The 23,282-nt window shown below is 62.4% G+C and carries 24 protein-coding genes; 17 read left to right on the plus strand and 7 right to left on the minus strand.

Annotated features, from left to right (window positions below):
• Both FY112_RS26325 and FY112_RS26330 read left to right on the plus strand, forming a co-directional pair.
• The coding region (locus FY112_RS26325) for a carboxyltransferase domain-containing protein (protein WP_151519632.1) at nt 1–367 on the plus strand (367 nt) is incomplete at its 5' end.
• Nucleotides 357–1,328 (plus strand): biotin-dependent carboxyltransferase family protein, encoded by a 972-nt coding sequence (locus FY112_RS26330; RefSeq protein WP_017957433.1) that lies wholly within the window; start codon nt 357–359, stop codon nt 1,326–1,328. The genes FY112_RS26325 and FY112_RS26330, both read left to right, overlap by 11 nt.
• A 22-nt stretch (nt 1,329–1,350) precedes the next feature.
• Here FY112_RS26330 and FY112_RS26335 read toward each other — a convergent pair whose 3' ends face one another.
• Both FY112_RS26335 and FY112_RS26340 read right to left on the minus strand, forming a co-directional pair.
• Nucleotides 1,351–2,370: a GntR family transcriptional regulator gene (locus FY112_RS26335; protein WP_151519633.1), complete on the minus strand. Its 1,020-nt coding sequence runs from the start codon at nt 2,368–2,370 to the stop codon at nt 1,351–1,353.
• A 69-nt stretch (nt 2,371–2,439) separates the two neighbouring features.
• Entirely contained in the window at nt 2,440–2,757 is a 318-nt protein-coding gene (locus FY112_RS26340; protein WP_017957435.1) for a hypothetical protein, read from the minus strand.
• Between the two features lie 160 nt (nt 2,758–2,917).
• Here FY112_RS26340 and FY112_RS26345 point away from each other — a divergent pair, with 160 nt between their 5' ends.
• The 13 genes from FY112_RS26345 (at nt 2,918) to FY112_RS26405 (ending at nt 15,802) form a co-directional block, all read left to right on the plus strand.
• Nucleotides 2,918–4,006, plus strand: coding sequence for an ABC transporter ATP-binding protein (locus FY112_RS26345; RefSeq protein ID WP_017957436.1), 1,089 nt, complete (start codon nt 2,918–2,920; stop codon nt 4,004–4,006).
• Between the two features lie 38 nt (nt 4,007–4,044).
• Nucleotides 4,045–4,944 carry an ABC transporter permease gene (locus tag FY112_RS26350; RefSeq protein ID WP_151519634.1) on the plus strand — a complete coding sequence of 300 codons (900 nt, stop codon included), beginning with the start codon at nt 4,045–4,047 and terminating at the stop codon, nt 4,942–4,944.
• A gap of 1 nt (nt 4,945) precedes the next feature.
• Nucleotides 4,946–5,791, plus strand: coding sequence for an ABC transporter permease (locus tag FY112_RS26355; RefSeq protein ID WP_131641097.1), 846 nt, complete (start codon nt 4,946–4,948; stop codon nt 5,789–5,791).
• The gene (locus tag FY112_RS26360; RefSeq protein ID WP_028742524.1) at nt 5,791–6,528 is read left to right on the plus strand and encodes an SDR family oxidoreductase; all 738 of its coding nucleotides are present in this window, start codon (nt 5,791–5,793) and stop codon (nt 6,526–6,528) included. The genes FY112_RS26355 and FY112_RS26360 overlap by 1 nt, the downstream gene beginning before the upstream one ends.
• A 13-nt stretch (nt 6,529–6,541) precedes the next feature.
• Complete coding sequence (locus FY112_RS26365; RefSeq protein ID WP_011648935.1) at nt 6,542–7,315, plus strand: SDR family NAD(P)-dependent oxidoreductase; 774 nt, start codon at nt 6,542–6,544, stop codon at nt 7,313–7,315.
• Between the two features lie 103 nt (nt 7,316–7,418).
• Nucleotides 7,419–8,654, plus strand: coding sequence for an extracellular solute-binding protein (locus tag FY112_RS26370; protein ID WP_151519635.1), 1,236 nt, complete (start codon nt 7,419–7,421; stop codon nt 8,652–8,654).
• A 107-nt stretch (nt 8,655–8,761) separates the two neighbouring features.
• The gene (locus FY112_RS26375; protein ID WP_151519636.1) at nt 8,762–9,871 is read left to right on the plus strand and encodes an ABC transporter ATP-binding protein; all 1,110 of its coding nucleotides are present in this window, start codon (nt 8,762–8,764) and stop codon (nt 9,869–9,871) included.
• A gap of 53 nt (nt 9,872–9,924) precedes the next feature.
• Nucleotides 9,925–10,806 (plus strand): polysaccharide deacetylase, encoded by an 882-nt coding sequence (locus FY112_RS26380; protein ID WP_151519637.1) that lies wholly within the window; start codon nt 9,925–9,927, stop codon nt 10,804–10,806.
• A 12-nt stretch (nt 10,807–10,818) separates the two neighbouring features.
• Entirely contained in the window at nt 10,819–11,151 is a 333-nt protein-coding gene (locus tag FY112_RS26385) for a hypothetical protein (protein ID WP_029875725.1), read from the plus strand.
• Nucleotides 11,144–12,184, plus strand: a complete 1,041-nt coding sequence (locus FY112_RS26390) for a GTP-binding protein (protein ID WP_151519638.1) — start codon at nt 11,144–11,146, stop codon at nt 12,182–12,184. Before FY112_RS26385 ends, FY112_RS26390 begins: the two co-directional genes overlap by 8 nt.
• Nucleotides 12,181–13,395: an extracellular solute-binding protein gene (locus tag FY112_RS26395; RefSeq protein WP_151519639.1), complete on the plus strand. Its 1,215-nt coding sequence runs from the start codon at nt 12,181–12,183 to the stop codon at nt 13,393–13,395. Before FY112_RS26390 ends, FY112_RS26395 begins: the two co-directional genes overlap by 4 nt.
• A gap of 19 nt (nt 13,396–13,414) precedes the next feature.
• Nucleotides 13,415–14,788 (plus strand): amidase, encoded by a 1,374-nt coding sequence (locus FY112_RS26400; RefSeq protein ID WP_151519640.1) that lies wholly within the window; start codon nt 13,415–13,417, stop codon nt 14,786–14,788.
• A gap of 45 nt (nt 14,789–14,833) precedes the next feature.
• Complete coding sequence (locus tag FY112_RS26405) at nt 14,834–15,802, plus strand: cyclase family protein (protein ID WP_026158171.1); 969 nt, start codon at nt 14,834–14,836, stop codon at nt 15,800–15,802.
• 181 nt (nt 15,803–15,983) lie between these two features.
• Here FY112_RS26405 and FY112_RS26410 read toward each other — a convergent pair whose 3' ends face one another.
• Genes FY112_RS26410 through FY112_RS26430 form a run of 5 tightly spaced genes read right to left on the minus strand, consistent with a single transcriptional unit; the run spans nt 15,984 to nt 21,364 of the window.
• Nucleotides 15,984–17,000, minus strand: a complete 1,017-nt coding sequence (locus tag FY112_RS26410) for an oligopeptide/dipeptide ABC transporter ATP-binding protein (protein ID WP_151519641.1) — start codon at nt 16,998–17,000, stop codon at nt 15,984–15,986.
• Nucleotides 16,997–17,968 (minus strand): ABC transporter ATP-binding protein, encoded by a 972-nt coding sequence (locus tag FY112_RS26415; RefSeq protein ID WP_151519642.1) that lies wholly within the window; start codon nt 17,966–17,968, stop codon nt 16,997–16,999. The genes FY112_RS26410 and FY112_RS26415 overlap by 4 nt, the downstream gene beginning before the upstream one ends.
• Entirely contained in the window at nt 17,968–18,885 is a 918-nt protein-coding gene (locus tag FY112_RS26420; protein ID WP_094088069.1) for an ABC transporter permease, read from the minus strand. The genes FY112_RS26415 and FY112_RS26420 overlap by 1 nt, the downstream gene beginning before the upstream one ends.
• Complete coding sequence (locus FY112_RS26425) at nt 18,882–19,802, minus strand: ABC transporter permease (RefSeq protein WP_151519643.1); 921 nt, start codon at nt 19,800–19,802, stop codon at nt 18,882–18,884. The genes FY112_RS26420 and FY112_RS26425 overlap by 4 nt, the downstream gene beginning before the upstream one ends.
• A 41-nt stretch (nt 19,803–19,843) precedes the next feature.
• Nucleotides 19,844–21,364: an ABC transporter substrate-binding protein gene (locus tag FY112_RS26430; RefSeq protein WP_151519644.1), complete on the minus strand. Its 1,521-nt coding sequence runs from the start codon at nt 21,362–21,364 to the stop codon at nt 19,844–19,846.
• A gap of 215 nt (nt 21,365–21,579) precedes the next feature.
• Here FY112_RS26430 and FY112_RS26435 point away from each other — a divergent pair, with 215 nt between their 5' ends.
• Nucleotides 21,580–22,365, plus strand: coding sequence for an IclR family transcriptional regulator (locus tag FY112_RS26435; RefSeq protein WP_132611559.1), 786 nt, complete (start codon nt 21,580–21,582; stop codon nt 22,363–22,365).
• A 70-nt stretch (nt 22,366–22,435) separates the two neighbouring features.
• Nucleotides 22,436–23,158: a ribonuclease activity regulator RraA gene (locus FY112_RS26440; RefSeq protein ID WP_131663455.1), complete on the plus strand. Its 723-nt coding sequence runs from the start codon at nt 22,436–22,438 to the stop codon at nt 23,156–23,158.
• Nucleotides 23,159–23,282 lie beyond the last annotated feature (124 nt).

A 23,282-nucleotide genomic window follows, 5' to 3' on the forward strand; every position in this document is an offset into this window, starting at 1 on the left:
AGTGCCAAAATATCTGAGGCCACGCACCGATACGCCCAAACTGACGGTCGGCCATGGCGGCTGCTTCGGCTGCATCTATTCGGTGCGCGGCGCCGGCGGCTACCAGATGTTCGGCGTCACGCCGATGCCGATCTTCGACCCGACGCAGCAAACGAGTTATCTGCGCGATTTCATGGTGTTCTTCCGTCCTGGTGATATCGTCAAGTTCAAGCCAGTCGATCGCGACGGTTACGACACGGCAGTCGAAGAGGTCGACAAGAGGCTCTTCAGCCCGCCGATCCGCGAGGTCCGGTTCGATCTTCGCGAATTCAGCAAGGATATCCACGGTTACAACGCCGCGCTGGAGGGCGTTCTCCATGGCCATTAAGGTGGTGCACCCGGGACTATCGACCAGCGTCCAGGATCTCGGCCGTCCGGGCTATTTCCACCTCGGCATCCCGATCGGCGGCGCCATGGACCGCTACGCCATGCGTGCCGCCAATCTGCTCGTCGGCAACGACGAAGAAGCGGCGGGTCTCGAGGCGGTCTTCATGGGACCGAAGCTCGAATTCGCCGAGGATGCCCTGGTGGCCGTCACCGGTGCCGACATGCCGGCCAAGGTCGACGGCGTGGGGCAGCCCGGCTGGACGGCTTTCAAGGTCAAGGCCGGCCAGGTGTTGAGCTTCGACTTCCTGAAATCCGGCGCGCGCATCCTGATCGCGGTCGCGGGCGGCATCGACGTGCCGGAAGCGCTCGGCAGCCGCTCCACCTATCCGATCGGCGCGCTCGGCGGCTACAAGGGCAGGGCGCTGGCAGCCGGCGACGCACTGCCGGTCGGAAAGGCCGGCCTTGCCGAGGAAGGAAAAAGCGTCGCCGAAGAGCTGCGGCGCAGACCCGGAACGCCGGCAGAGCTGCGCGTGCTGCCGGGGCTCTACTGGGACCGGCTGACGGATGCCGCCAAGGCGAGCTTCTTCGCCGACGAGTGGAAGGTGGCGCCTGAGGCCGACCGCATGGGCTACCGCTTCCGCGGCGGGCGCAAGCTCGACTTCCTGGACCGCAAGCAGCCCTTCGGCGCCGGTTCCGATCCGTCGAACATCGTCGACAGCTGCTACCCCTACGGCTCGATTCAGGTGCCGGGCGGAACGGAGCCGATCATCCTTCATCGCGACGCTGTCTCCGGCGGCGGCTATTTCATGGTCGGCACGGTAATCTCGGCGGACATGGACCTCATTGGCCAGTTACAGCCGCATACACCGGCGCGGTTCGTCGAGGTGACGATGGATGAGGCGCTGAAGGCGAGGGCCGATCGCGCAGCGCTGCTCGACCGCCTCCGCCAGAGCCTGTCGTAAGGTGACGACGATGGCCTGTCGATCACTCGACGTGCGTCAGGTAATCGGCGGTCACGCTCGGGCCGGGAATGATGGCGACGATCTTCATCTGGGCGATCATGCGCTTCATCGAGGCATCGAGATGGGTCTCCAGCATGGCGGCAGCCGCATCGACGGCGCCGCGCATCAAAAGCTCGACGATCAGCCGCATCTCGGTAATCGCGGTCGGATCATCGGGCAGGCCGAGATGACGCAGCAGCCGTTCGGCGGCGTTGACGGGCAAAAGGTTGTTGCGGATCAGTTCCCGCGTCTTCTCGTTTGCCGTCGTCAGCACGCAGATGTCGATCATCTGCTCCTGGAGTTCCTCGAGCTTTTCGAGGTGGTCGACCGGCTGCGAAGCTTCAAGACCGGCCAAGCGTGTGAAGAGTTCGGTCAGGCGTTCGCGATCGACGGCGGCAGCGCCGGCCTTGAGCGCCGCGGGCTCCAGCATGCGTCGAAGCGTGAAGTGATCCTTGATCGTCTGGGCCGTCAACGGGCCAGCGATCCAGTGGGAACTCTGGTTCTTCCGGACGAGGCCGCGTTCCTGCAACCGGCTGAGGACGTCGCGCACCACCGTGCGGCTGACCTTAAAATGATTGGCGAGTTCGATCTCGATGATGCGGTACTGGCCAAAGACGACACAGCCGGCCACGTCGCGCTCGACCGTGTTGTAGATGCGCGCCCAGGACGAACGGCTCTGCAACGCCTCGTCGGCATGCTGGGCGATGACGAGGCCAAAGGACTTGATATCTGTGCGGTTCGGCGTCAGACCTGCATCCTGAGGGCCGACAAGAAAGCCACGTCCCTGGAAGCGGTGGACGAGGCCATCGGCCTCCAGACGAAGCAGGGCGCGCTGCACCGGCGCGCGCGACGTTTGGAGAATATCGGCGATCGGCCCCTCCAGCAGGACCAGACCCAGCGGCAGCCGCCCGCCGACGATGTTGTCGCGCAGGATGTGCTCGGCAATCTCGTACCGACGCTGGGCCGTCTGTGCTGGGAGATTGCGTATCATTGGGCGGGGCATCCTCCATCCAACCACGGATGGCAACAAAATCGAAATTCTCTTTAGTGTATTTCGCAGTTTCGGACTATGTCAAAATAAATGTCTTTTGCATACCGAAATTGCATTTTCGGCGAGAAGGGGAGCGGGTTGCACTTTTTTGTCCCGCTGGGCCGTTTCCCCGTCGAAAGGGTCTGGCGGTGCGGAGAGCTGCGCATGGAGAGCGCATTTGATGCAGAAGTATGCGAGTTTTGCCGAGTATTCGCCGAAAAAATGCGCATAGTGAGCCGGAGCTTTCATCTCTCCTTTTCGAGTTTTGCCATCTATCGATGCGATCATTTTATGACTTCGCGTTGCCATGCACAAAATCTCGACGGTTTCCAAAAAAAGCCTATTGAATACAAAAACCATTTATGTCATCAATTCAGCATAGGAATGCCGCTAGAAGCACTCCTGGGGTGAACGACAAAAACGTCAGACTGCCGATCGATTTCCGCCGCGTGCCTGACTGCGCGCGAACGGTTCCGGCTGCCATGTCGCAGGGATGCGGCGGCAAGCGTGCTGACGCAAGATGGAGAGGCTCTTGTCTTCGGTTCTCAAGCTCGCAGGTGTCACCAAGGCCTACGGTACGCTGAACGCGCTCGACGGCATCGACCTGTCGCTGCCGAACGACAGCTATGTTTCGCTTCTGGGGCCGAGCGGATCGGGAAAGACGACGCTGCTGCGCGTCATCGCCGGTTTCGAGCAGCCGGATCTCGGCACCGTTGTTTTCAAAGGCCAGCGTATCGAGACGGTGCCGCCGCACCGGCGCGACATCGGCTTCGTCTTCCAGAATTTTGCCCTCTTTCCGCATCTTTCAGTCTCCAGGAACATTGCCTTCGGGCTGGAAAACCGCGTCGAAAATCCGGTGACCGATCCTGCTATCGTGCAGGCTAGGGTCAAGGACATGATTGCGCTTGTCGGCCTATCTGGCCTCGAGGATCGCGGCGTCGCGCAGATCTCCGGCGGTCAGCGGCAGCGCGTGGCGCTGGCCCGCACGCTGGTGACAGAACCGTCGCTGGTTCTGCTCGACGAGCCGCTTGGCGCACTCGACGCAAATCTTCGTGCCCGCATGCGCAGCGAGCTCAGGCTGATCCGCGAGCGCTGCGGCGTCACCTTCCTGCACGTCACCGGCAGCGAGAGCGAGGCGCTTGCCATGGGCGACATGGTGCTGGTGCTCGACAGCGGCCGGATCGCGCAGGCGGCAGACGCCGATACGATCTACAACCGGCCGAAGTCGCTGTCGGTGGCGGGTTTTCTCAACTGCTACAATCTTTTCGAAGGCCGGCTCGCCGGGGAGAGCTTCCTCGGCCCCTATGGTGCTTTCCCGCTCGGCGACCAAATGCAGTTCCGCGACGACCGCACCGGCTACGCGATCCGCTACGACCGTGTTGCGATCCGCCCGGCCGAAGCGCCTGTTGCCGATGACGAGGTGAAGCTCGAGGCGACCTTCGTCGCCGACGAATATTCGGGCGCCGCGATCAACTCCTTCTTCTCGCTCGATGACGGCCGCGTCTTCGAAGTGGAATCTCATCTGAGCCAGAGCATGCCGCCTGCCTGTGCGCCGCAGTCGCGCTACGCGCTCGTCTGGAAGCGCCGGGATGCCCTCGTTTACGCCTGACACTCTTACCGCGCAGCCGCGGGACGGGAGACTGATTGATGTCGATAAGTGCCACAACAGCCGAGACCGAGACCACCGTGGAACCGGTCAGGAAGGCATCCGGCAAGACGCTCTGGCTGTTGGCGCCGGGCGTCATCTGGATGCTGCTTTTCCTGGTAACGCCCATCCTGATGATGATCTACGTGTCCTTCTGGACGCAGACGACCTTCAAGATCACGCCTGATCTTACCATCAAGAGCTGGGTCACCTTCTTCACTACGGACACCTATCTCAGCGCTCTTTGGACGACGGTCAGGATCTGGTTGATCGTGCTTGTCTCGACGCTGGTCGTCGGCTATCCGGCAGCCCTCTATGTCGGCCTCTTCGTCAAGAACAAGACGATCCAGACGGCGCTTCTCGTCCTCTGCGTCATCCCTTTCTGGACCTCGTTCCTGATCCGCGTGCTCGCCTGGCGGCCGATGCTGGGCAAGGAGGGGGCGATCAATCTCATTCTGCAGGGCCTCGGCATCATCAACCGGCCGATCGAGGTGCTGCTGTTCTCCGAACTCTCGGTCATCATCGGCATGACGCAGATCTATTGCGTCTTCATGGTCGGGCCGATCGCCTTCATGATGGGCCGCATCGACCAGAGCGTCATCGAAGCGGCGCAGGATCTCGGTGCGGGCTTCTGGCGCATCTTCCGCACCATCATCCTGCCGCTCACCATGCCGGGCGTGGTGGTCGGCGCGATCTTCGTCTCCGTCATGGTGCTTGGTGAGTTCGCGACTGCCGCCGCCCTTTCCGGCCGCAAGGTGAACCTCCTCGGCAATATCATCGTCACCCAGGTCGGATCGCTGAAATGGGCCTTCGCCGCCGTCGTCGGCGTCGTGCTCACCGTGCTCATGGGCATTGTGGTCGCAGCACTCCTGCGCGTCGTCGATCTCAGGAAGGAGCTCTGACATGCAGGCAGGCGGCATCAAGCTTTCACTCGGCGTCTACACCGCGCTCTTCCTGATCTTTCTTTACGCACCGATGGTGGTGCTCGCCATTCTGTCTTTCCAGACAGGGCCGGAAGGCGGACCGCAGTTCCCGATCATCGAATGGTCGACCTACTGGTACAAGCATCTCTTCGGCCTGACGCCGCCGTCGCGCATCGCGCCGCTGCCGATCAACGAAGCCCTGGTCCGCTCGCTGGCGCTCTCGGTGATGACGATGATCGTCTCCACCGTGCTCGGCGTCACCTCGGCACAGGCCTTCCGTCGCCGGTTTCCCGGCTCGGGCGTCGTCTTCTACCTGATCGTCCTCGGCATGATGGTCCCCGGCGTTCTGGTCGGCCTCGGCATGGCGCTGGTCGCCAACGCGCTCGGCATCGACCGGCACTGGTGGGGAACGGCCTTCGTGCTGCACGTGGTCTACACCTACCCGTTCGCCTTTCTCGTCATGCTGGCGATCCTCAACCGCTTCGACCAGAGCGTCGAGGAGGCGTCGTGGTCGCTCGGCGTGTCGCCGGCGCGCACTTTCCGCAAGGTGACGTTCCCGCTGATCTTTCCGGGCGTGCTCTCGGCCATGCTCTTTGCCTTCACGCTGTCCTATGACGAATTCTCGCGCACGCTGTTTGCGTCCGGCCGCGACCTGACGCTGCCGCTCGCCATTTACGGCACCTTCTCGGTGGAGGTGCATCCAAACGTCTTCGCCTTTGGGGTGCTGACGACGATTTTCTCCTTCGCGCTGCTCGGCGTCTACGCCGTCCTGATGATGCTTTCCATACGCCGCGCCAAGCGAGTCGCGATCCAGGAGGAGGCGTGATGCCGATACCTTCAGCCATCGTCACGGGTGCAGGATCCGGCATCGGCCGCGCTATCGCAGCCCGGCTGTCGCAGGACGGCTATGCCGTGCTCGTCAATGATCTCCATCTCGACCGTGCACAGGCGGTAGCCGACGAGATCGCGGTTGCCGGCGGGAAGGCCGTTGCGGTTGCCGGCGACGTCTCTTCCGAGACGGATACGGCGAACGTCTACGACGTCGCAGTTTCGGCCTTCGGCCATCCCCGGTTGCTCGTCAACTGTGCCGGCATCGTCCACCAGGCACTGTTCGAGAACCTCGAGGTCGCGGACTTCGACCGGATGTTCGCGATCCATGTGCGCGGCACCTTTCTGATGACCAAGCTGGCTTTGCCATCGATGCTCGCCGCCGGCGATGGCGTCATCATCAACGTCGCCTCACAGCTCGGCCAGATCGGCGGCATCGAACTCGTCCATTATGCCGGCGCCAAGGCGGCGATCATCGGCATGACGAAATCGCTAGCCCGCGAGGTCTCGAACCGCGGCGTGCGCGTCAATGCCGTCGCTCCCGGGCCGATCAACACGCCACTGGTGCGCGAACTCTCGCAGGAATGGCGCGTCCGCAAGGCCGCCGAGCTGCCGCTCGGCCGTTTCGGCGAGCCGGAAGAGGTTGCCGCCACCGTTTCGTTTCTCGCATCGCCCGCCGCCAGCCTGTTCGTCGGCCAGACGCTTGGCCCGAACTCCGGCGACGTCATGCTCTAGTCAGGAAAACAGAATGACCACGATCTCTTCGACACCCCGCATCGTACTGATCACCGGCGCCGGCATCGGTATCGGCAAGGCGACTGCCAAGGCATTCGCTGCGCTCGGCGACCACGTGATCGTCACGGATGTCCTGAAGGTCGAGGGGCGCGCCGCCGTGGCGGAGATCGAGGATGCGGGCGGTTCGGCCGAATTCATCGAACTCGACGTCCGCTCGACGTCGGCCGTCGATGCCCTGGTCGCCGACGTGGAGAAACGTTACGGCCGTCTCGACGTGATTATCGCCAATGCCGGCATCGCCCACAAGGCACCGCTCGATGTGCTCGACGACGACCGGTGGGAGCTGACCTTCGACATCGATCTCAAGGGCATCTTCCGCGTGGTCCGTGCCGCCGTACCGGGGATGAGGGCACGCAAATCAGGCGCGGTGGTGGCTCTTTCCTCGATCATGGGTGTTGCCTACGGTTGGGACGAGCACGTGCATTACTCCGCCGCCAAGGCCGGTGTCGTCGGCCTCGTGCGCGGCCTGGCTGTCGAACTCGCCCGCGACGGCATCCGCGTCAACGGCATGGCGCCCGGCTACATCCGCACCGCACAGCTTCTATCGGAAGAGAACTCGCTCGGACCGAAGGGCGCGGAAGCGGCAAGCGCCTTCATCCCGATGGGGCGGCTCGGCGAACCGGAGGACATTGCCGACGTGATCGTCTTCCTGGCGTCAAACAGCGCAAGATACATGACCGGCCAGACGCTGGTCGTGGATGGAGGGCTCCTCGTGGGCCGATACTGACGGCGGGCGCGTCAGGACCGATCCCGTACTGACGCCGAGGCTGGACGAGAACGATGGGTGGTCATGAAGGCCATCCCGGGGAACAAAAAACCGGAGAACGACAATGACAATTTCGATGGACATGAATCGACGTTCACTGCTGAAGCGATCCGCAGGCGCGATGGCGCTTGCCATCGGCGGCGGCACGCACTTCCTCTCTTCGCGGGTAGCCTATGCGCAGGCCGCCAGCCTCGCCGGCGAGCAGTTGCGCACGATCGGCCTTTCGGTCACCGTGCAGGAACGCATCCTGGCTGACTTCAAGGCGGCAAGCGGCGTCGGCACGACATCAGGCACCGCGGCGACCTTCCCGGACGCGCAGACCCGGATCCTCTCCGGTTCGAAGGACTATGACGTCTGGGAAACGATCGGCGAGCGCCTTCCCTCCGTCGTCATGACCGACAATGCCGACCCGATCGAGACCGCGGGCCTGAAGAGCTGGTCGAATATCCGCGAGATCTTCACCAAGCCTGATCCGAAGTTCGACCCCAAGGCGCAGATCGTCGGTCAGATCTGGACGGACGAGACGCAGACGGCGCTCTGGATGGTGCCTTCGGTCTTCAACTTCGATTCGGTCGGTTATAATCCGGAGGTGCTCTCCGACGAGGAAGCCAACAGCTGGACGGCGATCTTCGACAGCAAGTACAAGGGCAAGTCCGGCCTCAACACCGACCCGCTGACGGCCTTCGGCCAGGCGGTCATGGCGATGAACACGCTTGGCCTCTCCAATGTCAAGAACCCCGGCAATCCGACCGCCGCGGAAATCGACGAAGCCGCGAAGTTCCTGATCTCGAAAAAGAAGGAAGGCCAGTTCCGTGCGCTCTGGGGCGATTTCGGCGAACTCGTCAACTTCCTGGCATCCGGCGAAATCGTCGTCTGCGACGCCTGGCAGCCGGCGGTCATGGCCGTCAAGGCGCAAGGAAAGCCCTGCAAATACGCCATCCCGAAGGAAGGCTATCGCGCCTGGTCGATCGGCAACACCATGCTGAAGGGCACGCCGAACAAGGAGGCCGTCGTCGCCTATGCGGATTACTGGCTGTCGGGCGAACCAGGCATCACGGTGTCCGAGCAGGGCTATTATTCGCCGACCACCAACATCAAGGAGAAGATGGCGCCGGAGAAATATGCCTTCTGGTACGAAGGCAAGCCGTGGGTTGGTGCGGCTGAGCGCGGCATCAAGGAGGGCGATCTGCGCGACGGCGGTTCGCTCGAGACCCGCGCGGCAAACGTCGCTTACTGGCACCAGTGGCCGGACGAATACGACCACCTCATCCAGAAGTGGGACGAATTCCTCAGCGCCTGATGCGTTACCCCCAGCGCCCGGGCATCCCACGCGAGATGCGGTGAGGGCGCCACCTGGCAGGCGGCTCCGGTCGCCTGTCCTTTAACCCGCAACCCGGAATGACCGACATGATACATGACCTCGAGCTCTACCAGATCGGCAAGGTCTACGACAACGGAACGCCGGCCGTGATCGATTTCAACCTCACCGTCGACAAGGGCGAGTTCATCGCGTTCCTCGGCCCGTCCGGCTGCGGCAAGACGACGACGCTGCGGATGATCGCCGGCTTCGAAAGCATCTCCTCCGGCAATCTGATGGTCAGGGGCGAGCGGATCAACGATATCGGCCCGGCGCAGCGGCCGACCTCGATGATCTTCCAGAATTATGCGCTCTTCCCGCACATGACGGTGCGCAACAATATCGGTTACGGCCTCGACGTGAAGCGCATGGAAAAGGCCCAGCGCAATGCAAAGGTCGATCGCATTCTCGAAAAGCTCAGTCTCGAGGACGTCGCCGACAAGCGCTGCGACAAGCTTTCCGGCGGCCAGCGACAGCGTATCGCGCTTGCGCGCGGCCTCGTGGTCGAGCCAGATATCCTGTTGCTCGACGAGCCGCTCGGCGCCCTGGACGCCAACCTACGCAAGACGATCCAGAGCGAATTGAAACTGCTGCAACGCGAGCTCGGCGTGACGTTCGTTTTCGTGACCCACGCCCAGTCCGAGGCGCTGGCGCTTTCCGACCGGATCGTCGTGATGAACCAAGGCCGGATCGAACAGATCAGCCCGCCGCATCAGCTCTATACGCGTCCGAACACGCCTTTCGTCGCGCAGTTCATCGGCCGCAACACGATCTTCAAGGGTGCGGTCAAGGGCCACGAAAAGGGACATGTCATGGTCGACACGCCGCTTGGCCTTCTCGCCGGCGATGCCAATGGCGCGGTCGCAGACGGAGATGCGGTGAGCGTCGTGATCCCTGCCGAAGCAGTCGAGGTGCATGCGCTCGACGGGGGCGGCCGCGACGCGATCGCTGAGGCCTCCAGCGGCAATGTCATCGACGCCAGGATCCGCCGCTTCGACGTCGTCGGGCATATCTCGCATCTTTCGGTCGCCCTGCTGGACGGACGCATGCTGGCGCTCGAAGCCCATGTCGACAAGTATCCGCCCGGCGCGTTTCCAGTCGATGCGCTGGTTGCGCTCGCCTTCAAGCCCGAAAACGCCACCGTCATTCCCGCCCATTGAAAAGCCGGCCGATCAAAGCCGGATCAACGAGAACATCACAAGGAGACCCCGCAATGGCAAAAGAAATCTTCTGCAGCTTCGGCATCGACGTGGACGCCGTTGCCGGCTGGCTCGGCTCGTATGGCGGCGAAGATTCGCCTGACGATATCTCGCGCGGCCTGTTTTCCGGCGAAGTCGGCAGCCCGCGGCTGTTGAAGCTGTTCGAGCGCTTCGGCATCAAGACCACCTGGTTCATCCCCGGCCACTCGATCGAGACGTTCCCGGAGCAGATGCAGGCCGTCGCCGATGCCGGCCACGAGATCGGCATCCATGGCTACACCCATGAAAACCCGATCGCCATGACGCGCGAGCAGGAGACGGAGGTGCTCGACAAGTGCATCGATCTCGTCACCAAGCTTTCCAGCAAGCGGCCGACCGGCTATGTGGCGCCCTGGTGGGAATTCTCCAATGTCACCAACGAACTCCTGCTCGAGCGTGGCATCAAGTACGACCATTCGCTCATGCACAACGACTTCACGCCGTATTATGTCCGCGTCGGCGACAGCTGGACCAAGATCGACTATTCGAAGAAGCCGTCGGACTGGATGGTGCCGCTGAAGCGCGGTCACGAGACCGACCTGATCGAGATCCCGGCATCCTGGTATCTCGACGACCTGCCGCCGATGATGTTCATCAAGAAAGCCCCCAACAGCCACGGCTTCGTCAATCCGCACGACATCGAGCAGATGTGGCGCGACCAGTTCGACTGGGTCTATCGCGAAATGGATTACGCCGTCTTCCCGATCACGATCCACCCTGATGTCGCCGGCCGGCCGCAGGTGCTGATGATGCTGGAGCGTCTCTACGCCCACATGATCAAGCATCCCGGCGTCAAGTTCGTGACGATGAACGAGATCGCCGACGACTTTGCCAAACGCTTCCCGCGCAAGAAGTAAGAGGCAAAAGCGATGTGTTCGCTCTGCGGCATTTTGGGTGGCAACGAGCACTGGGCCGACGCGGTCGCGCGGCCCGGGGTCTATACCCGCTCCGCCGAGCGGATCGACCGCCGGCGCGAGCGCGCCCGCCGTGTTGCGATCGCCAACTGCATTCTCGACGCCTTCGGTCTCTCCATCTCCGACTGGCAGGGATCCTCCTTCCTGCTGTCGACCCGGACCGGAAAGACCGAGATCATCGAAGATCTCGGACATCTTTGGCCGGCGGCCGAGCGGCTTGCCGGCCGGCCGCTCGATCCGCTGGCCGAGCCGCTTCTCGACCGGCTGGAGGCGAACCGCCATGGCTGATGCGTTTCCGGCCTTCACGCCCGTCACGTTGCTGACCGGTTTTCTCGGGTCCGGCAAGACGACGCTGCTGCGCCGGCTCTTGACCGATCCGGCGCTCTCGAACGCCGCTGTGCTGATCAACGAATTCGGCGAGGTCGGCCTCGACCATCACCTGCTCGAGCGCATCGACGAAAACATGGTGCTTTTACAGTCCGGTTGCCTTTGCTGCACGGTGCGGGGCGAACTGGCCGATGCGATCCGCGACCTGCATTCGAAGCGCGAGCGCGGCATCGTCCCGCCCTTCGACCGGATCGTCATCGAGAGCACCGGGCTTGCCGATCCTTTTCCCGTTCTTTCGACGTTGAAGGCCGATCCGGTTCTGCGGCATCATTTCCGGTCCTCGGGCGTGATTGCCACCGTCGATACCGTCAATGCGGGGATGCAGCTTGCCGCCTATCGCGAACCGATGCGGCAGGTGGCGGTGGCCGACCTTTTGGTGCTGACCAAGGCCGATATTGCCGAGACCGGTCAGGTCGCGCGGGTTACGGCGATGATCCGGCAGATCAATCCGGATGCGCCGATTGTCCTTTCGTCGGACGATGTCGTCAGTCTGATGGAGGACATGACAACCGGCCGCGCCGAGGTGATGCAGTCGCCGGGCGGCTTTTATTGCGATGACCCGGGGCCGGTTCTTGCCAGCGACCATTCCGGTGGCATCCGGTCCTTCGTGCTGATGAGCGAAGGCACGGTCGACTGGACAGCCTTCGGGATCTGGCTGACCATGCTGCTCAATCGGCACGGCGACCGTATCCTTCGGGTCAAGGGTATTCTCAACATCGAGGGCGAGGACTTTCCGGTCGCGATCCACGGCGTGCAGCATCTGGTCCATACGCCCGTCCACATGCAATCCTGGCCCGGCGGAGACCGGTGTTCCCGCATCGTCTTCATCGTCGACGGCATCGCCCCCGCGGCGATCGAGCGATCGTTTGACGCCTTCAACGGGCTCGGCGTGGCAAAAGTCGCACCGCGGCGGATCGAGGAACTGCAGCCATGAGAAAAATGCCGACGCCGAAAAGCTTTCCGACGCCCGCCCTGCATACAGAGGGCCGGATCAAGTTGCGCATCCTCGGCACGGCGATATCGCTTCTCGAAGAACTTCGGCTCGGTGCCGAGCGCGATCTCGGCATGGATATAGAATTCAACAATCAGGACTTCATGACCGCCCAGCACAAGGCGGCGCTGGAGCCGATGACCTACGACATCTACGACCAGTGCTTCCACAACCTCGATATCGTCTGGTACTGGCGCGCCGTCCAGCCGATCGACATCGAGCGGATCACGCTTTGGGACGAGATCACCGATCTGACGAAAACGGGCCGCATTGGACCGAATGCGCGGATCGGGCAGGGCGATGCGCCGGTGACCAAGCTATTCGTGCAACCGAACCTGGCGCTTGCCGAAACGCCCTCGCAACGCATCTCGATGCTGCCGACGACGCATAATTTCGACAGCTTCGCCTACCGCACCGATGCGGCCAATTCCAACCAGATGACCTCCTGGGCGGCATTGCTCGACCCGCGTTGGCACGGGCGCGCAGCCCTCGTCAACGAGCCGGCGATCGGCATCTTCGACGCCGCACTTGCGGCGCAGTCGGCCGGGCTGATGACCTTTAACAATCTCGGCAACATGAGCGTTGAGGAAATCGATCGGTTGCTGTGCATTCTGGAAGAGCGCAAGAAGGCCGGCTTTTTCCGTGGCTTCTGGCGTTCGGCCGAGGACGCGGCGAACCTGATGACGAAGAGCGACACGCAGATCCAGTCGATGTGGTCGCTCGGGATCAGCAAGCTGAACCTGCGCGGCTTTCCCGTCGAACTCGCCAATCCCGCCGAGGGGTACCGCGCCTGGCATGGCGGGCTCTGCCTGTCGAAACGGCTCTCCGGCCGGGTGCTCGACGCGGCCTACGATTATCTCAACTGGTGGATCTCCGGCTGGCCCGGCGCGGTGGTGGCCCGGCAGGGTTATTACATGTCGACGCCGACACGCTCGCGGCCGCACATGACGCCGGCCGAATGGGACTATTGGTACGAAGGCCTGCCGGCCGCGACCGACCTGCCAGGCCCCGACGGCCTCCTCCGCGTCAAGACGGGTGCGGTGCGCAGCGGCGGCTCCTACTGGCAGCGCGCCAACTCGATCGCCGTTTGGAACACGACCATGGACGAACACAATTATTTGGTGCGCCGCTGGATGCAGTTCGTGGCGGCGTGAGCAGAACTGGAACGACAGAATGACCCTTTCTTACGGCTCCCTCTCGATCGCCCAGCTCTCCACCCTCATCCAGGGTGGCAGCGTCAATCCTGTTGCGGTGGCGGAGCAGGTCTTCGGGGCGATCGACGACCATGACGACAAAGCGATCTTCATCTCGCTGACGCGGGAGCGGGCAATGGCGGAAGCGCATGCCTCGTCGAAGCGGCTGAAAGACGGTCGTTCGCTTGGCTTGCTCGAAGGCATTCCGGTTGCCTGGAAGGATCTCTTCGATGTTGCCGGCGGCATCACAGCGGCGGGGTCCAGGCTGCTTCTACGTGATCAGGCACCGGCCGCAGTCGACGCCGCCGTCGTCTCCGCGCTGGCTTCGGCGGGTATGGTGGCGACGGGCCGGGTCAATATGAGCGAGTTCGCCTTTTCCGGCCTTGGCATCAATCCGCATTTCGGCACGCCGAAAAACCCTCGCAGCACCGATGTCGCCCGCATTCCGGGCGGGTCATCCTCCGGTTCGGGCGTGGCGGTGGCATCAGGTCTCGTGCCGGTCTCGATCGGCTCCGACACCGGCGGTTCGGTCCGGATCCCGGCGGCGCTGAACGGCATCGTCGGCTACAAGGCGACGCGTGGGCGCTATCCGATGGTGGGCGTATTTCCGCTTTCCGGCAGCCTCGATTCGCTCGGACCGCTCTGCCGCTCGGTGCAGGATGCCGTCTGGATCGATGCCGCGATGCGCGGAGCCATGGCGCCGACGGCCAGTCGCCGTCCGCTCGCCGGGCTGGAGGTCGTCATCCCCACCAACGTCGTCTTCGACGATGCCGAGCCGGGTGTCGTTGTGGCCTTCGAAGCGGCGGTTGAGCGTTTGTCCGCCGCAGGCGTCATGTTCACGCGGCTGGAGATCCCGGCCTTCGCGGAAATTCTGCAGCTGATGGCCAGCCACGGAGCCCTGGTGACGGCAGAGGCCTACTGGCTGCATAAGGCGCGGATCACCGGGCCGGATGCCGGACTGATCGACCCGCGTGTGGTCTCGCGCACTCGCTTCGGTGCGGAGATCACCCTTTCGCACTACCTCGACATACTCTCCGCCCGCACGCGGCTGATCGAAGCGGTGGACCGGTTGGTCGGCGACCGGCTAATTGCCTTCCCGACGGTCGCGCATGTGGCACCGCTGCTCGAGCCGCTGACGACCGATGACCAGCTTTTCGTGGCGACCAACGGCAAGACACTGCGCAACACGCTGCTCGGCAATTTTCTGGACTGGTGCGGGGTGTCGATCCCTTGCGGGGCAGGTGACGCCGGCATGCCGGTCGGCTTCCTGCTGTCGGGGCTGGCGCGCGGCGACGAGCGGCTGCTGTCGGTGGCGCTCGTCGCCGAACCGGTCATTCGCGGCGAGACAATTTGAAGGCAGTCGCTCCGGCGGCTGCGAACATGAACAAGGAGAGTTGCAATGTGCATGGCGTGTTATGTCGACGAAGCGACCAAGAGCAAGATCATCGCTTACAATGCCGAATTCCATAAGGTGACGAAGAGCCCCTATGGCAGCGACGATGAGATCGGCATGCTGAACCTGATCGATGGCAAGTCGCGTTCGGCGATCATCGGCCGCACCGATGCCTCGAAGGTCTTCGACCTCTCGGTCGACCATTTCGTCGGCATGCCGGGCTGGTTCGGCGCCGGCGACCAGCCCTACCAGATCTGGATGACCCACACGCCGCAGGGCGAGATCGTCGCCAACACCATGGGCGTGACGCGCCAACAGAACGAGCTCGTCGCCTATTCCGGCGACAGTATCTCGATGTACACCCATTGCGGCACGCATCTCGATACGTTCAACCACTTTGGCTACAATGGCGAAATCTTCAATGGTTTCACGGCGCGGGATCACCTCGGCAGCCGCGCCTGGGATATTTGCGGCCCGGAAAAATATCCGCCGATCTTTGCGCGCGGCATTCTCCTCGATATCGCGGCGATGTACGGCGTCGATACGCTGCCGCCGAGCCATCCGATCGGCAAGGCCGACATCGAGGACTCCCTGAAGAGGCAAGGGCTGAAGATCCTGCCCGGCGACGTGGTGCTGCTGCGCACCGGCCAAATGCTGCTTTGGCCGGATATGGCTTTCACCAAGAATACGCCCGGGCTCAACCGCGAGGGCGCGGAATATATCGCCAAGCACGGCGCGATCATGATCGGCTCCGACAACCTGACGCTGGAGCAGACACCGTCGGCGCACGAGCTCAACTTCTTCCCCGTCCATACCTATCTGCTGGCGGAAGCAGGCGTGCCCATACTTGAGATGGCCTATCTTGAAGAGTTGGCCGCCGAAAAGCTCTACGAGTTCGCGTTTTTCGGAGCCTGCATCAAGTTGCGCGGCGCTACGGGATCACCGATGCGGCCAATTGCGATGCCGCTGAGCTGATCGCGAGCCGCGAGACTATGCCACTCAACCCGAGCGATCGCGCACAGTCGCGCGAAAACCGGATTTCTGACGTCGTCTGGCCCGGGCGATCTCGAATGATCTGGAATGCGCCTGTTGCCCCGTTCGAGTAGATTGGCATTTGAAGACCTGAGTTCATGAATCGCCGTTGGTTCAGGTCCCATCAAAGCGAGGGAACTCGTGCGGCGTCCGATTCACGCGCCGTCTCGGCGATTTCCGGATCGGCGTGATGACAGGCAGTCAGAAGACCAGAGGCCGCCGTTCGCGCGGTCAGGGCAGGCTCCTGTTCTGCGCAGATCGACGTTGCTTTCCAGCAACGCGTTCGAAAACGGCATCCGCTGGGCGGATTTGCGGGGCTCGGCAGATCTCCCTGCAGGACGATGCGCTTGCGCTGCGCGCGACGCCTCGGATCCGGTGTCGGGACCGCCGACATGAGGGCCTGCGTGTAGGGATGAGCCGCTGCGCTGAAGATCGATTGCTTCGGCCCCGTTTCGATGATCTTGCCGAGATACATGACCATGACACGGTCGGAGACATGCCGCACGACGGCGAGATCATGCGCGACGAACAGCATCGCCAGATTGCGCTCGCGCCTCAGTCCGGCGAGCAGGTTGATCACTTGCGCCTGGACCGAGACGTCAAGGGCCGAGACAGGCTCGTCGCAGACAAGAAGTGTCGGATTGAGCGCGAGAGCGCGGGCAATGCCAAGGCGCTGCCGCTGGCCGCCTGAAAATTCCGAGGGATAACGGTCCGCATGCTCGGCGCGCAGCCCGACGGATTCGAGCAGCTTGACCGTCTCTTCACGCCAGCTGCTCTTGGGTACGACCCCCGGGTGCAATGCCCAGGGTTCGGAAATCAGCCGGTCGACCCGCATGCGGGGATTGAGCGACTGGTAAGGATCCTGGAAAACGACCTGCATCTTGCGGCGCAGTTCATGCAGCCGCCGGCCGCCGGCTGTCGTAATGTCCACGCCGTCAAGCAAAGCGCTGCCGCTTGTCGCCGGCCCAAGCTTCAAGAGCGTCCGAACCAGCGAGGTTTTGCCGCAACCGCTTTCGCCGACGAGGCCGAGCGTCTCTCCCTTGGCAATCTCGAAGCTGACATCGTCGACGGCACGCACCGGCGCCGAGGCGCTGCCGAAGTGTCGGGAAAGGTTTTGGACCTTGAGCAGAGGTTCGATCATACTGGTGATACCGGGAAGTGGCAGGCGGCCTGGCGGCCCGGCCCTACGATTTCGAGATGGGGGACGACCTCGGCACAGAGCCCTTCGGCGCGTGGACAGCGGGTTCTGAATGCGCAGCCGGAGGGCAGGGCGACAGGATTGGGGGCTGAGCCGGTGATCGGCACCAATTCGTCTTCATCTGTGTCCATGCGCGGCTGCGAGGCAAGCAATCCGACGCTGTAGGGATGGCGGGCATCTTCGAACAGTTCGAAGACGCTTGCGGTCTCGACAACGCGGCCGGCATACATGACGGCGACCCGATCGGCGAGTTCGGCGACGACGCCGAGATCATGGGTGATGAAGATCATGCCGGCATCGCTGCGTTTGCGGATCGTCTCCAGAAGATCGACCACCTGCGCCTGGATCGTGACGTCGAGCGCTGTCGTCGGCTCGTCTGCAATGATGACATCCGGTTCCAACGCCACGGCCATGGCGATCATGATGCGTTGGCGCATACCGCCCGAAAACTCATGAGGATATTGCCTGGCACGGCTTTCAGGGTCAGGAATGCCGATGGCCGTCAGAAGGTCGATCACGGCCTTTTCGACGCCACCTTCCGGAGTGCGGCCGTGGATACGGAACATCTCGGCAATCTGCCAGCCCACGGAATAGACCGGGTTGAGCGCTGCGAGCGCATCCTGAAAAATCAGGGCGATCCGATCGCCGCAAAGATCGCGCCGCTCGTTCCGCGAGAGCTGCAACAGCTCGACACCGTCGAAACGGATCGATCCTCTATTGATTTCGCCCGGCGGGTTGGGAACGAGATCCATGATGGCCGATGCGGTCACCGACTTCCCGGAGCCGCTTTCGCCGAGAAGCGCCAGGACCTCCCCACGCTCGAGCGAGAAAGAAACGCCGTTGAGCGCGAGGATGCGGCCGGCTGCGGTGTCGAAACTGACCTGCAAGTCCTCGACTTCGAGAAGAGCCATCAGCGCCTCCGGCTGACAAGACGCCAGTGCTGCGACGGGTCATTGACGATCCGGAACCAGTTGGCGAGGAGATTGAAGGACATGGTTGTGAGCATCACAGCCAGGCCGGGGAAAAAGCCCAGCCACCAGGCGGATGAGAGATATCCCTGGCCCTGCGCCACCATCAGACCCCAGCTCACTGCAGGCGGCTGGATGCCGAGACCGAGATAGCTCAGCCCGGATTCGAACAGCATGACCATGGCGAGATTGACCGAGGCGAGTGTCAGCATCGTGGGAGCGACGCTCGGGAGAATGTGATTGCGCAATATCCAGACAGGCCCGCCGCCGAAGACGCGCGCTGCATCAACGAAAAGCCTCTCCCGGACTTCCAGAGTTTCGGCTCTTGCGACGCGGATATAGGCAGGCATGCGGGTAACGGCGAGCACGATGATGAGGTTGCCGACGCTCGGGCCAAACAGGTAGAGCCCGAAGAGCGCTACCAGCAGCGTCGGGAAACCCAGGATGATGTCGCAGATCCGCATGACCAGGTTGCCGATGATGCCACCGAAGTAGCCGGCGATCACGCCGAGCAGCGTTCCGCCGATCAGGCTCGTCAGAACGGTCACGAGTGCTATGCCGATCGTCGTCGATGCCGCCTGAATGAGGCGAACGAGGAGCGGGCGCCCGAGGGCGTCGGCGCCCAGCCACAGCGTCCAGGACTGGCCGAAGTCGAAGGGCGGCAGGTTGCGCGCCTTCAGCGAGATGCGGTTCTCCCCCAGGAGCGACGATGCATCTGCAAGAATGGCAAGGACGACGATCAGCAGCCAGATTGTCGCGGCGACCGCCATCGGGTCGCCTGCGAGCGCGCGCATGAGCCAAAGGATGCGGCGGCTTCGGCGCTCGCGGGCCGGCAGAAAGTCGGCGGACGTGCTGGTCATTCGACCCTCACACGCGGATCGATCGACGCATAGAGCATGTCGACCAGGATATTGATGAAGAAAATGACGACAGCGACTGCGAAGATCGATGCCTGGACGATCGCGAAGTCGCGCTTCAGGATGCCGTCGATCAGCAGCTTGCCGATGCCGGGAAACCCGAAAACAACCTCGACGACGCCACCGCCGCCGGCGAACTGGGCGGCGAGGTCACCGGTCACGGTCACCGCGGGCAGGAGGGCATTGCGCAGCGCATGCACGAAGGTAACCCGGCCGCCGCGCGCGCCCTTGGCCCGCGCAGTCCGGACAAATGACGCATTCAGTGCTTCGATCATCGAGCCGCGGACGATCTGCACCAGCGTCCCGAATGGCCTGGCAAAAAGACAGGCAACCGGCAGGATCCAATAGATCGGACCGCCGAAACCCGATGTCGGCAGAATGCGCAACGTAACGGCAAACAGCAGGACGCCCATCAGCCCGAGCCAGAAATCCGGCACGCTGGCCGCTGCCTGCGACAGCACGTTGATAGCCCGGTCGATCCAGCCGCCGGCGTTCACAGCAGCAATCGATCCAATGATGACGGCAGCGATGAAGGCCAGGGTCAAGGCAATGGCACCGAGCGCGAGCGTATTCGGCAACGCCTCCAGGACAACATCCATGGCCGGGCGGTTGTGCCAAAGCGACGTGCCGAAATCGAGGCTCAGCATGTCCCCGGCCCAATCGAGGAATTGCCACGGGAGGGAGCGATCGAGGCCGAGACGGACGCGCATGGCTTCGCGGGCCGCATCCGAGGCATCGACGGGCAGGTAGAGATTGACGGGATCACCCGTCAACCGCACCAGGAAGAAGGCGGATGTCATCAATGCGGCAAGTGCGAGTGCCGCAAAGGCCGCACGTTTCAGGAAGTAGGTGAAGGACATCCGCTCTCCTCAAGGGACGTTCGGCAACTAGTCTGCGCCCGTCAGCGGTAGCTGATCGATTTAAGCTTGATCTCGTTGCCGGCCTGCACATCGGGCGTGTAGGTGACGTTCTCGGCGACGCGGGCGATCGTGACCATGTGGAACAGCGGCACGATATTGACCGCATCCAAGGCGATGTAGCTGAATGCCTCCTCGAACAGTTTCTTGCGTTCGTCGCCGGTTGCCTTCGACGCGTCGGCGATCAATGTGTCGAGCTTGGCATCGGCGATGGTCGACTGGTTACCGTCGGTGGTAAAACGGTTCGGCAGCGTGAATACGGCGTCGCCTTCGGTGTTGTCGATCTGCGTCTGCAGGATCGACGGCTGACGTTCCTTCTCCCAAGGCTTCAGCAGCTTCTTCAGCCACGGGCTCGTTTCAAGCATTTCGAGCCGGGCATTGAAGCCGGCATCCGCGAGCATTGCCTGAATGGCTTCCAGGCTTTCCGACGAATTGGGATAGATGCCGATGCGGCCGTAGATGACGATTTCCTTGTCGACCGGCACGCCATCGGCTTTCGCCGCGGCGAGCAGGGATTTCGCTTTTTCCGGATCATACTTCCAGACGGGGATGTCGGGATTGAAGCCGAAGACGGACGGCGGCACCGCCTGCATCGCCTTTTGGGCATCCTGGTGGAAGATGGTGCCGACAAGGCCGTCCCGGTCGATCGCAAGATTAAGGGCTTCACGCACGCGTTTGTCATTGAGCGGCGGAATTTCTGCGTCGATCCTCAGCAGCGAGGTTTCGGCGTTCGGGAAGGCATGATCCTGTTCCGTGGTGCCGTCCTGGGGCGCTATTTCATATGCGATCTGCGCTTCCCCAGTGGCGACCATCGCCGCGCGAACAGCGGATTCGGCGCGCCAGATGATGGTTGCGTTCTTGATCGCCGGTTTGTCGCCCCAATAGCCGTCATAGGCCACGAGGTCGACCGATTGCCCGGGCGTCCACGCTGCAAGCTTGTAAGGTCCGGTCCCGGCCGGGGAACGCGACTTGCCGTCGTTCGGGGTGGCCGGCGAACCGATGTCCACGGCGGACATCTTGTTCGGCAGGATCGGCTCGACGATATCAGTTTTGATGAGGAGGGTCGTCGGGTCCACCGCTTCTGCATTGAACTTGACGCCCTTCAACGTCGCAAGTCCGACTTCGCAGGCCAGTGCCGGATCCTGCGCCCGCTTGAGAGCGGCAACGACTGCATTGGCATCGAACGCCTTGCCGTCGTGGAAGGTGACGTCGCCGCGGAGCTTGAATTCCCAGGTCAGCTCGTCCACTTGCCGCCAGCTCGCGGCAAGGCTCGGGACGACCGATCCGTCGGCCGGGCTCAGATTGACGAGCGCTTCCGTGATGTTGTTGTGCAGAATGCGAGAGTTGCCCGAAAGGTCGGTGTCACAAGGATCGAGCGACTTCGGTTCGTCGGTCACCACCACCGTCAGCTTATCCGAGGCAGCGTCGGCGCGAATTGCGCTGCCCGGAGCCAGCAGAAATGCCAGTCCGATACTCAGCGCGCCAATTCCCTTCATCTTCTTCATGAAATCCCTCCTCCAGATCCAAACGAGCGGCATCCCGTCCGCCGCGCTGCCGTCTGTGTGAAAACCATCCGGTTGCGCACCGCCTCAGCGGGTATGCAAATGGCTTTACTTCCTCCGCCAAGCGCGTAGTGTCAAATGTGACACTCGCACGACTGAGCATGCTCGCTCAGTCCTGCGAAGTCAATATTATAATTCTCATATGGAATTTACAGTTCATGATTGAACCAAAGCATGGATCACCCGTCGTCGAAAAGACCGCCCACCTGCTTGAGGCCGTTGCCGATGCGAAGACGGGAATTTCCTTGGCCGCGCTGGTTGATCAGCTGGGAGTTCCGCGTTCGACCGTCTATCGGATCCTCAATTCATTGGCCGCGCATGGGCTTGTGGCGCGGGTGAATGGTGGAGCGTCCTACGAGTTGGGGCCAAAATTCGTCGAGCTTGCGCGGCGCATCTCGCCCGGCGCCGACAGGGCAACGGTGATCGAGGCGGCAAGGCCGATCCTGACGGCTGCGGCTGACCGCATTTTCGAGTCCTTCAGGCTGGCCGCCCCCGAAGGCAACGAGATGATGACGATATTTGCAGCCTCCAGTCCCGGCGATTATTCGCTTTTCATCAAGGTCGGCAGCCGCTCGCGTAAACATGTCGGCGCCGCCGGCAAGCTCGCCCTTGCCTATTCGGACTACGGTGACATCGAGGCCTATTGCAGCGGCGGACTGGAGTCGAAGACGCCATACACGATTACCGATCCGGAAGCGCTGAAGGAAGCACTCGTTGAAATTCGGCGCAATGGATGCGCCGAGGACAATCAGGAATCCAACCTCGGCCTCCGGGCCTTTGCCGCGCCCGTCTTCGATTCCGAAGGTCGACTCGTCGCGACGATCAGCGTCCCGTTTATTGGTGAAGCGACGCCGGACAGGGCGCGCGCAATCAAGCGCGAGGTTGTGGAGGGCGCCGCCATCTTGACCAAGGCGATCAACGGCAAGCAGCCATTGTTCAAATAAGAAACATAAAATTCTTTATTGAACTATCTTCTTGTTGTGGTAGAGCTTCCACCGGACAGTGGAGGATCTCATGACGGCTTTGGACCCATCAGTTTACGCAAAGCTTTTGCGGACGAATTCTGCAAGTCTCAGCACTCTGTTGCTGAAGCGTGGCCTGAAGAACACCGCGGTTCGCGGCGTGCGGCCGCTGGCCAGCGCCGGCAAGCCGATGATCGGCCCTGCCGTCACCGTACGTTACATTCCCGCACGGGAGGATATCGACGGTTCGACTTACAGTTCGGATCCATCCAATCAACAGCGCAAGGCCATCGATACGATCCCCGACGGCCATGTTCTCGTCTTCGATTGCCGTTCATTGGCGGAAGTCGCCGGCATTGGCGCCATGCTTGCCCGTCGTCTCGTCTATCGTGGCGCCGCCGGCCTCGTGCTCGACGGCGGCGTCCGCGATACGGCCGATATCGCGCAGCTGGGGCTCCCGACCTACTGCATGGGACCGGCAGCGCCGGCGAACCTGGTTGCCCACCATGCGTCAGATATGAACCAGCCAATCGCCTGCGGCGGCGTCGCCGTTTATCCCGATGACATCATCTTTGGCGACAGCGAAGCGGTGATCGTTATTCCGCGGGAATATGTCGATGACATTGCCGAAGAAGCTGTTGCGATGGAGGAGCAGGAAGAGTTTCTCAAGCTGGAAATCGAGTCAGGCAAATCGACCTTGGGCGTATACCCGCCCAACAGAGAGACCCTCGAACGTTATGAGGCCTGGCGTCAAGCGCGTCATATGACGGCATGACACCATTGCTTCAAAGTATTGTCTAAGGCTGCCGTCTGCTCGCAGATTGCGTTCGTTCTTTGAAACGCTCGCCGATGCTGCCGACATTGCAAAGCCGCCACGGGAATATTAGGGGACGAGCGCT

It is taken from the genome of Rhizobium sp. PEPV16, assembly GCF_008919455.1.
GTDB classification, from domain to species: Bacteria; Pseudomonadota; Alphaproteobacteria; order Rhizobiales; family Rhizobiaceae; genus Rhizobium; species Rhizobium leguminosarum_Q.

Coding starts and splice junctions, on each gene's coding strand:
- FY112_RS26410 (WP_151519641.1), bottom strand. CDS start 17,000: ATGATCGAACCTCTGCTCAAGGTCCAAAACCTTTCCCGACACTTCGGC.
- FY112_RS26440 (WP_131663455.1), top strand. CDS start 22,436: ATGACGGCTTTGGACCCATCAGTTTACGCAAAGCTTTTGCGGACGAAT.
- FY112_RS26435 (WP_132611559.1), top strand. CDS start 21,580: ATGATTGAACCAAAGCATGGATCACCCGTCGTCGAAAAGACCGCCCAC.
- FY112_RS26365 (WP_011648935.1), top strand. CDS start 6,542: ATGACCACGATCTCTTCGACACCCCGCATCGTACTGATCACCGGCGCC.
- FY112_RS26420 (WP_094088069.1), bottom strand. CDS start 18,885: ATGACCAGCACGTCCGCCGACTTTCTGCCGGCCCGCGAGCGCCGAAGC.
- FY112_RS26340 (WP_017957435.1), bottom strand. CDS start 2,757: ATGGTTTTTGTATTCAATAGGCTTTTTTTGGAAACCGTCGAGATTTTG.
- FY112_RS26330 (WP_017957433.1), top strand. CDS start 357: ATGGCCATTAAGGTGGTGCACCCGGGACTATCGACCAGCGTCCAGGAT.
- FY112_RS26375 (WP_151519636.1), top strand. CDS start 8,762: ATGATACATGACCTCGAGCTCTACCAGATCGGCAAGGTCTACGACAAC.
- FY112_RS26370 (WP_151519635.1), top strand. CDS start 7,419: ATGACAATTTCGATGGACATGAATCGACGTTCACTGCTGAAGCGATCC.
- FY112_RS26390 (WP_151519638.1), top strand. CDS start 11,144: ATGGCTGATGCGTTTCCGGCCTTCACGCCCGTCACGTTGCTGACCGGT.
- FY112_RS26400 (WP_151519640.1), top strand. CDS start 13,415: ATGACCCTTTCTTACGGCTCCCTCTCGATCGCCCAGCTCTCCACCCTC.
- FY112_RS26345 (WP_017957436.1), top strand. CDS start 2,918: ATGGAGAGGCTCTTGTCTTCGGTTCTCAAGCTCGCAGGTGTCACCAAG.
- FY112_RS26360 (WP_028742524.1), top strand. CDS start 5,791: ATGCCGATACCTTCAGCCATCGTCACGGGTGCAGGATCCGGCATCGGC.
- FY112_RS26355 (WP_131641097.1), top strand. CDS start 4,946: ATGCAGGCAGGCGGCATCAAGCTTTCACTCGGCGTCTACACCGCGCTC.
- FY112_RS26385 (WP_029875725.1), top strand. CDS start 10,819: ATGTGTTCGCTCTGCGGCATTTTGGGTGGCAACGAGCACTGGGCCGAC.
- FY112_RS26430 (WP_151519644.1), bottom strand. CDS start 21,364: ATGAAGAAGATGAAGGGAATTGGCGCGCTGAGTATCGGACTGGCATTT.
- FY112_RS26425 (WP_151519643.1), bottom strand. CDS start 19,802: ATGTCCTTCACCTACTTCCTGAAACGTGCGGCCTTTGCGGCACTCGCA.
- FY112_RS26415 (WP_151519642.1), bottom strand. CDS start 17,968: ATGGCTCTTCTCGAAGTCGAGGACTTGCAGGTCAGTTTCGACACCGCA.
- FY112_RS26335 (WP_151519633.1), bottom strand. CDS start 2,370: ATGCCCCGCCCAATGATACGCAATCTCCCAGCACAGACGGCCCAGCGT.
- FY112_RS26380 (WP_151519637.1), top strand. CDS start 9,925: ATGGCAAAAGAAATCTTCTGCAGCTTCGGCATCGACGTGGACGCCGTT.
- FY112_RS26395 (WP_151519639.1), top strand. CDS start 12,181: ATGAGAAAAATGCCGACGCCGAAAAGCTTTCCGACGCCCGCCCTGCAT.
- FY112_RS26405 (WP_026158171.1), top strand. CDS start 14,834: ATGTGCATGGCGTGTTATGTCGACGAAGCGACCAAGAGCAAGATCATC.
- FY112_RS26350 (WP_151519634.1), top strand. CDS start 4,045: ATGTCGATAAGTGCCACAACAGCCGAGACCGAGACCACCGTGGAACCG.